This window comes from Acinetobacter sp. HR7 (assembly GCF_000773685.1).
Lineage (GTDB): Bacteria > Pseudomonadota > Gammaproteobacteria > Pseudomonadales > Moraxellaceae > Acinetobacter > Acinetobacter thermotolerans.
This window is the reverse complement of record NZ_JPQO01000032.1, coordinates 1-8,628: the sequence shown is the minus strand read 5'-3', so window position 1 is coordinate 8,628 and position 8,628 is coordinate 1. Positions and strand designations below refer to the sequence as shown.

Below are 8,628 nucleotides of genomic sequence, written 5' to 3'. Positions count from 1 at the left end.
TAAGTGTCAACAGACCCTAATAAAATTTTCTAAGATATTAAAACTAACAATATTTTCAAAAGTTTTTCGCTAAATGAAAAATACCCCAAATTAATTATCCCTTAAGAAGGGCTTTGTTGCATAAAGATTTCATAACTATATGATTTTAAAAGTTTTGATTATTTTTTGATCCAAAATTAAATTTATTTAAATCAGATGCTTACATATTTATACAACAGAGCCCTTAAGAAGTAATGCTCATCTAATGCCTTGCCATTCACTTTTTAATATGACTATATTTTCAATAAATTCATAATAAAACAATAACTTAAAAATATTACATTATTTTACTTTTACTCTTTTATTGAAAAATAAAATTAAAAGAATATTCCCTTAAATATTCATGGCATATGAATTGCTTAATTAAAAATGAAATAAATATTCCCTTAAAGAATATTTTCAATTCATTTAACAGCAGGACATAGGTTTTTTTATATGTAATTTATTCGGGATTTATGGGAGCCATTCAAGATGTTGCAGAACTTAAAAAAATTAATGCTTGCAAGCTTATTGCTTTTTCCGGCAATGGCCTTTGCAGAAGATGCAATAGATGCGCCAGCGACTGTTTGGGTCATGGTTTCAACTGTTATTGTTCTATTAATGTTTATACCAGGACTGGCACTGTTTTATGGGGGTATGGTTCGATCAAAAAATATTTTATCTGTTTTGAGCCAGTTCTTTGCCATTGCCAGTGTGGTAGGTATTTTATGGGTTGTGGTGGTCTATAGCCTTGCCACAGATACTACTGGCATGGAGGAAGGTGTTTACAACATAGGAAGCTTTGTTGGTGGCTTAAGTACTGCTTTTCTTGCTGGTATTACCCCTGAAAGTATGGCCGGCGGCATTCCAGAATATATTGTCATCCTGTTTCTGATGACCTTTGCCATGATCACCCCAGCCATTGCATTAGGTGGTTTTGCTGAGCGCATGCATTTTGGTGCCATGGTTTTATTTGCAGCACTCTGGACAGTAATCGTCTACGGGCCACTAGCTCATATGGTCTGGGGTGGTGACGGTGCGTTATTCCATAACTGGGGAGTTCTAGATTTTGCTGGTGGTACAGCAGTACATATCAGTGCTGGTGTCACTTCTTTTGTAGGTGCAATGGTACTAGGTAAACGTAAAGGCTGGCCAACTACGCCTATGCCTCCGCACAATGTAGTTTTTGTCCTGATTGGTGCGGCTTTCCTATGGGCTGGCTGGTTCGGATTCAACGTCGGCTCTGCTTTAGCTATTGATGCTTCGTCATCACTGATCTTCATGACTACCATGCTGGCAACATTAGGCGGCATACTTGGCTGGATGATCATTGAGAAAATCTCAGCTGGTCACGTTACTGCTTTCGGTCTGGCATCGGGAGCTATTGCTGGATTAGTAGGAATTACCCCTGCTGCTGCGTATGTAGGACCGTTTGGTGCTATTGCGATTGGCTTCCTAGCAAGTATCGCTGTGTTCTACGCGATTACCGTTTTAAAACGTAAACTAGGTGTTGATGATGCACTGGACGTATTCTCAGTACATGGTATTGGTGGTGTGGTCGGATGTATATTGACTGCAATCTTCTGTATTCCTTCACTGGGAGGAAATATTGAGGATGTTTCTGTCCTTCCTCAGATTCTGGCTCAAATTGCAAGTATCGTATTTACCTTCGTTTATGTAGGTGTTCTGTCTTGGATTCTGTTTAAGATTGTAGGCATGATTATGCCATTACGTGTTAGTGAAGAAGAGGAAGAAACTGGTTTAGATAAAACTGACCATAACGAGAGTGCTTATAATCATTAATTCTAGTACCTGACAAAAACAAGAGCCTCGTGCTCTTGTTTTTTTATACATCGTTTCAAAGAAAAGTTTTTCTATTTTTTAAATGCATTTCATCAGATAAGGACATTCTAATCTCTTTTCAAACTTGATCTTGCACTGAGCAATTAGAATCTTAGCTTTAAATATAGAGTCCGATTGAATAGTCACCAAAATTATAGACATACAACTATCTTTGAAATTGATCTTTTTTCTTCTTGATCCTCTCTCTTTAGTAACTGAAAGCATGAACATCCAGAGTTGAACATAAACAAGGGACAGGCCCTATGTCCTTTTCTTGTGTAACTCGTTGCAGTTCTTTTTTAATTTTGCCTATTCTGCACTTGGATCATTAAATCCTGTTGTCTTCGGTTACTGTAGATCATAACGTTTGATGATGACGTACAAACTATAAGTAGTGATTCCTAAACGAACAGTAACTTTGGCCACACGATAACCTTTCTCAGTGACCTATTTTATTTCTTCAATTTTGAATTGTTCAGGGTATCGTTTACTGCTCATAAGCACCTCGTTAATTAGCCATTTTATCTAACTAAAAGGTGTCTACAAAATTGGTGGCTATTCAGGGAGCAGTCCATGAATCACAGGAGGTAAAAATAATACAGCTGCCGATTGACACCAGCAGCCATATAGAAGGGGTTTATCGTTGAGGGAACTTTAGAGCAGTGTATTAATACCTATTACTTGACCGTTAAATTCAGCCATTGCATCAATCAGCACTTCCCATAAATACAAGGATGCAGAACGATCACACAAGATGCTAAATTTCGGACAGATTTCATCGCTGACATTCAGCACAATTGCATTGATACGTGCGACTGAAGTCTGCACAATCTGGCCTGGCTTAAATGCTTCGGCACTGAGGTCCACACCACACAGTTTAGCCATAATGGCAGATACGTAATCTCCAGTAAGCAACATCCATGCGTGACTATCCTTGCGTGGCAGTAAATAATTAAGATATTCATTCATCTTCCACTCAGCTTCAAGTGCAGTGACTTTGTCACCAAAATCATTTAATGACCCTAGAATCAGATATTCAGTTGCAGAAAGACGTCCCACAAAGCTGCCATCGTCCTGTGCAAGTACAGTATTGGGTACTTCTGGCGTACGATATCCCTTTTCCTGCAAATAGGTCGCTGCATCTACACCGCGGAATCCCACACGAGATAAATGGGTTAAATCAATCAGGCCGCAGCGCTTAAGCTGATCCTGCTGATTGGATGTAGTTAGAAAATATTTGCCTGAACCATAAGCATCATATTTTTCAAACGTGCGCTGGATTAAACTGCGCTCTGCCTGATATAGATTGTGCATCGTTTAAACCTCCTGACGTTTGTTTTCTGGATCATAAAATGGTGCTTTGACTACTGTTGCCTGCACAATTTCACCTTTTTCGACACGGATCGGGAAAGTTTGCCCTTCTACACTTTGGTGAATTCCCACATAAGCCATACCAATAATTTTGTCTAAGCTTGGTGAGTACTCACAAGAAGTGATATTGCCCGAAATATTTTCACCCTCTAGTACGATATGCCCTTCCAATGGTTGAGTCTTATTCTTATCTAGTACAAAAGAAACCAGTTTGCGTTTTAAAGGCTGCGAGGCCAGAATTTCGATCGAACGCTTACCGACAAACCAAGGTTTTGATTTTGCCACTGCCCAGCTGAGATCACATTCCTTCGGATGTGTCATGCCATCGGTATCTTGGCTAATGATGATATGGCCTTTTTCTAGACGCAGTAGACGCTGGGTTTCCACACCAAACGGCTGCATATTCCACGCTTTTCCTGCCTCCATCAGCAGATCCCAGACAAATTCACCATAACGTGCTGGATAGTGAATTTCATAGCCCAACTCACCTACAAACCCGACACGGAGTAGACGGACCGGGATACCTTGAATCGTGCCCAGCCTTAGGCCTAGATACGGGAAGGCTTCATTACTAAAATCCACATCAGTACATACTTTCTGCATTAATGCGCGAGAATTGGGCCCTGCGACATTCACTGCAGCAAATGCCGTGGTCACATTGGCAATATCCACATTCAGGCGCCACTGTGCATTCCATTTCAACATCTGCTGATAAATACGGTCGACACCGCTGGTCGTCGCTGTGACATAGAAATGCTGCTCACTGATACGACCGGCGACCCCATCATCAATCACTACACCATCTTCTGCAGCCATCACGGCATAGCGGGTTTTGCCCACCGGTAATTTAGCAAAAGCAAAGGTATACAGACGATTCAAGAACTCGGCACTGTCAGCACCACGTATTTCTAAACCACCCAAAGTTGATACATCAATGATGCCTACATTTTGACGCACGTTCAGTGCTTCACGTTCAATGTTTTTCAAACGCTGCTCTGCAGGACCATAAAATGCCGGACGTTGCCAGTTACCTGCAGGCATCATTTTCGCACCGAGTTCTAAGTGACGCTGATGCATTGGCGTCTGACGGTAAGGATCAAAACCACGACCGGCAATATGCGCCAGCTTTTCAGCAGTAAATGGAGGACGGGCTGTGGTCACGCCTGTCTCACTCACACTACGATCAGTGTATTTCGCAACTAAACGTGCGGTTGGCAAGGCTGAATGACGGCCTTGTGATGGTCCCATGCCAACAGTCGAGAAACGCTTAACCAGCTGTACGTCACGGTAACCGCTCTTGGTTGCGTTGATAATGTCACGGATTTGTAGATCTTCATCAAAGTCGACAAATTCCTTGCCTTTAGGATGCTCAAACATAGGCCAAGGGAAATTGACGGGTGATTCAATGAAGCTCAGCTCTTCAGCAAATTGTGACTTTTCCTGAACAGAACGTATTACATTCTGTGCAGTATGTTCTGCATCTTTGAGGACATTCTCAATCGCATGCACACCATGTATGGAACCTGTGATATGTAAACCTTTTGGCAATCCAGTTATGCTGAACTGGGCACGGCGGTCATCATAGCTTAGTTTAGCACCCGCCTGACACAGCAACTGATATACGGGCATGTAACCTGATGACATCGCCAGTACATCACATTCCAGATGAATTGAGTCTTTCGAGACCTGCCCTTCAGCAGTAATCTGCCGAATTTCCACACCAGTGAGATGCTGCATGGCACGATCATGTTGTGCTTCATAAACCGTACTTCTGAAATAGCATTGCACTTTAGTAGATACTGCATGCTGTAATGCTGCATTAGCTGCACCTGCACGCATATCAACCAGAGCCTGAACTGCAATACCGGCCTCAAGCAAATCAAGCGCTGCAAAATAGCCATCATCATTACCGGTAAGAATGACAACTTTCTGACCCGGTTTTACAGCATATAACTTGATTAACCGCTGTACCGCACTGGTTAAGATGACACCCGGCAAATCATTATTTCTAAAAACCACAGGCTGATCAAAACTGCCACTCGCCACGATGCACTGTTTGGCACGAACTTTATACATGCGTTTACCTTGGATCACTGGCAGATAATGATCTGTGAACCAGGCATTACAGACGGCTTCTTTCAGTACTGTGATATTGGCATGCTGCTCAGCGACATTGATCAATTCGTCTCTTAATTGGTTTGCTCGCTGCCCTGCTATGTCAAAACGCGCATAGTTCAAACTGCCACCGAGTACTTTTTCCTGTTCAATCAGTAATACTTTCAAACCAGCATCAGCTGCTGTAATCGCTGCTTTCAACCCTGCAGGACCTGCACCAATCACGGCAACATCCGTAAATAAGTATGCCTTGTCATAGTATTCCGGCTCGAAATTCAGATCCAGCACCCCCAGTCCGGCTTTTTTACGGATCATCGGTTCCCAGAGTTTCCACACACCTTTGGGTTTATAGAAAGAACGGTAATAAAAACCCACTGGCATGAATTTAGAAAACTTGCCTAAAAATGCATCTGAGTCTTTTAATAAAGAACCTGAATAGTTTTGACCTGAAGAAGTCGTAATCGTTTGAATATCCGTACAATCTGCCAATACGTTTGGTTCTTGTGGCAGCTGGATCAGGGTATTTGCATCCTGTCCCGCCATAGTCAGCGGTGCACGTGGACGGTGGTATTTAAATGAACGCGACATGATCCAGCGTCCACTGGCAATTAAAGCACTTGCAATGCTGTCACCAGCAAAGCCACTGAATCTCTGCTGATCAAATTCAAACTGCACTTGATGATCACGGTCAATAAGCAGCCCATAAGGTGCAGGAAGTCTGTCTAAGCCTGTTTTTGTCATGCGCCTACCCCTTGTTGTGCGGCAGATGTTGTCGTCTGCGCTTCATTTGTAAATTCAATGCGTTTATTAAAAATTTCTTTTGGGTCATAGGTTCGGAGAATTTCATCCGTCGCGGTATGTCGCTCTGCAATAAACCAGTAGCTGCTTGGTGTATGCATCCACCATTCGCGTACCACACCGATTAGATTGTCTTTATTAAATACATAATCAGCCCATTCCTGATCCGTACAGGTGTTTTGATCAGGCATCTCACGCACTTCTCCACCATAGGTGAATTCACTGATATTACGCGGACCATTGAGAGGACAAATCATTATTTTCATGGTATATCTCCTTAGTGGCTCGCTGCGGTTGCGCCCATTTCATTGACTTGCTGGAAGCGGCTAAAGCGGGACAGTTCAAATGGCTTGATCAATTCTGGCGTCTTACCAGTAGCTACCAGTTCAGCCATGGTCTTGCCGCAAATTGGTGTTGACTTAAAGCCCCAGGTCCCCCAACCCGCATCTAGGTAATAATTGTCATACGGTGACTTGCCCATAATTGGACTATAATCTGGAGTCATGTCGGTAATACCCGCCCATTGGCGCATTAATTTGACATTGGCCATAAAAGGGAACATTTCAATAGCATGCGCGAGCAAACTTTCTTTTAAATCAAGCGTAGATCGGGTGTTATACAGTGGGTATGGATCAGAACCGCCACCAAAAACAATTTCACCCCGACTGGTTTGCTGTACATAGCAATGCAGTGCTGATGAACTGACTAACGGATTGATAAATGGCTTGAATGGCTGAGAGACCATCGCTTGCAACGGGAAGGTATGAATAGGGGAACGGATATGTAGCTTGTTCATGAGCAAGCTTGAAGCACCTGCAATCGCCTGTACTACACAGCCACATTTCACAGTACCGCGATTGGTTTTGACCGCAGTGACCTGATTGCCTTCAGTGACAAAATCCTGCACTTCAGTTAACTGGTGAATCTCTACACCACGTTTAGATGCCCCTTTGGCATAACCCCAAGCCACTGCATCATGTCGTGCTGTGGCACCATCAATATGCCAGAGACCTGCTAATACCGGTAAATGTGCCGGGTCCAGATTCAGACAGGGTACCAGCTCCTTGATTTGCTGACGGTCAATCAGCTCAGTACGTCCACCGAAGTGTTTGTTGACTTCAGCACGCTGACGGAAAGCCCGCACGGTAGAATCCGTATGTGCCAGGGTCAACTGACCACGCTCGGAATACATGATGTTGAAATCAAACTCATTGGAAAGATTCTTAAACATGTTGACCGATTCAGCATAGAATTTAACACCTTCTGAAGTCAGGTAATTAGAGCGAATCACAGCCGTGTTACGTGCGGTATTTCCCCCACCTAAATAGGCTTTCTCCAATACAGCAATATTGGTGATGCCTTCATATTTAGCCAGGTAATAGGCCGTTGCCAGTCCATGTCCACCACCACCAATGATGACCACGTCATAGTGAGATTTCAGTTCCTTTGGTGGAGGCAAATCCACTTCAACTGGATATTCACTGCTTAATCCGTATTTAAGTAGTCCAAGTGGCATATGTTTCCTCCAAGGTATCTCTAATACCTGTCTTATTTTTAAAATACTTTTGTCTGTAATCTGGCTGCATCAAGTGTATTTTTCATGAGATAAGCAATTGTCATTGGCCCTACACCTCCAGGTACGGGTGTAATCGCTTTGACCTTGTCAATGACTGCCTCATAATGAACATCACCAACCAGACGGTTTTTGCCATCGACCTGAATACGGTTAATCCCCACATCAATCACCACCATGCCTGGATTAACATACTGTTCATCAATCATGAGTGGACGACCAACCGCAGCGACCAGAATGTCAGCCTGCTTGCAAATATCCTGAATATTTCGGGTTTTGGAATGTACGATCGTTACCGTGCAACTTTCTTTTAAAAGCAAGGCTGCCATCGGCTTACCCACGATATTAGAACGTCCCACCACGACTGCATTCAGGCCAGTCAAATCAGGCCCCAAGGTATCTTTCAATAAACGGATACAGCCCGTTGGAGTACATGGAGTGAGGACATCACGCCCCTGACTCAGGCCACCGACATTTTCACTATGGAAACCATCGACATCTTTTTGCGGATGAATACGTTCCAACACGGCGGTTTCATTGATATGTTTGGGTAATGGCAGCTGCACCAGAATGCCATGCACACTTGCATCTGCATTCAGTTCATCAATTTTTGCCAGCAATACATCTTCCGCAGTATCAGCCTCCATACGGAACTCTAAAGAGCGGATACCCACTAGCTGAGCTTTTTCAACCTTATTACGTACATAGACATGGCTTGCCGGATCATCACCGACCAATACCACGGCCAGACAAGGTTCAATGCCCTTTTGTTTAAACTGCTGTACTTCAGCTTTGACTTCTTCCAGTACCTTTGCTGCAGTTGCTTTACCATCAACAATTTGGGCAGAAGTTTGTAGGTTTGCACTGATATTCATTTAAACACCACCGTACGGTCATCATTCAGAAAAACA

Annotated in this window: 6 protein-coding genes; 1 reads left to right on the top strand and 5 read right to left on the bottom strand. The window is 43.2% G+C overall.

The window, feature by feature from the left end; all coding sequences use genetic code 11:
* The first annotated feature begins 510 nt into the window (after positions 1-510).
* On the top strand, positions 511-1,821 hold the full coding sequence (locus tag GW12_RS02345; RefSeq protein ID WP_034582904.1) for an ammonium transporter: 1,311 nt from the start codon (positions 511-513) through the stop codon (positions 1,819-1,821).
* A 693-nt stretch (positions 1,822-2,514) separates the two neighbouring features.
* Here GW12_RS02345 and GW12_RS02335 read toward each other — a convergent pair.
* Genes GW12_RS02335 through folD form a run of 5 tightly spaced genes read right to left on the bottom strand, consistent with a single transcriptional unit; the run spans position 2,515 to position 8,592 of the window.
* Entirely contained in the window at positions 2,515-3,174 is a 660-nt protein-coding gene (locus GW12_RS02335) for a sarcosine oxidase subunit gamma (RefSeq protein ID WP_034582900.1), read from the bottom strand.
* Between the two features lie 3 nt (positions 3,175-3,177).
* Positions 3,178-6,087: a glycine cleavage T C-terminal barrel domain-containing protein gene (locus GW12_RS02330; RefSeq protein ID WP_034582897.1), complete on the bottom strand. Its 2,910-nt coding sequence runs from the start codon at positions 6,085-6,087 to the stop codon at positions 3,178-3,180.
* Positions 6,084-6,410, bottom strand: coding sequence for a sarcosine oxidase subunit delta (locus GW12_RS02325; protein WP_034582895.1), 327 nt, complete (start codon positions 6,408-6,410; stop codon positions 6,084-6,086). Before GW12_RS02325 ends, GW12_RS02330 begins: the two co-directional genes overlap by 4 nt.
* An 11-nt stretch (positions 6,411-6,421) precedes the next feature.
* Positions 6,422-7,660, bottom strand: a complete 1,239-nt coding sequence (locus GW12_RS02320; RefSeq protein ID WP_034582893.1) for an FAD-dependent oxidoreductase — start codon at positions 7,658-7,660, stop codon at positions 6,422-6,424.
* A 38-nt stretch (positions 7,661-7,698) separates the two neighbouring features.
* Complete coding sequence (folD, locus tag GW12_RS02315; RefSeq protein WP_034582891.1) at positions 7,699-8,592, bottom strand: bifunctional methylenetetrahydrofolate dehydrogenase/methenyltetrahydrofolate cyclohydrolase FolD; 894 nt, start codon at positions 8,590-8,592, stop codon at positions 7,699-7,701.
* Positions 8,593-8,628 lie beyond the last annotated feature (36 nt).

Bases quoted from the DNA above. Each gene is read 5' to 3' on its own strand.
- GW12_RS02330 (WP_034582897.1), bottom strand. From the start codon at position 6,087: ATGACAAAAACAGGCTTAGACAGACTTCCTGCACCTTATGGGCTGCTT.
- GW12_RS02325 (WP_034582895.1), bottom strand. From the start codon at position 6,410: ATGAAAATAATGATTTGTCCTCTCAATGGTCCGCGTAATATCAGTGAA.
- GW12_RS02335 (WP_034582900.1), bottom strand. From the start codon at position 3,174: ATGCACAATCTATATCAGGCAGAGCGCAGTTTAATCCAGCGCACGTTT.
- GW12_RS02320 (WP_034582893.1), bottom strand. From the start codon at position 7,660: ATGCCACTTGGACTACTTAAATACGGATTAAGCAGTGAATATCCAGTT.
- folD (WP_034582891.1), bottom strand. From the start codon at position 8,592: ATGAATATCAGTGCAAACCTACAAACTTCTGCCCAAATTGTTGATGGT.
- GW12_RS02345 (WP_034582904.1), top strand. From the start codon at position 511: ATGTTGCAGAACTTAAAAAAATTAATGCTTGCAAGCTTATTGCTTTTT.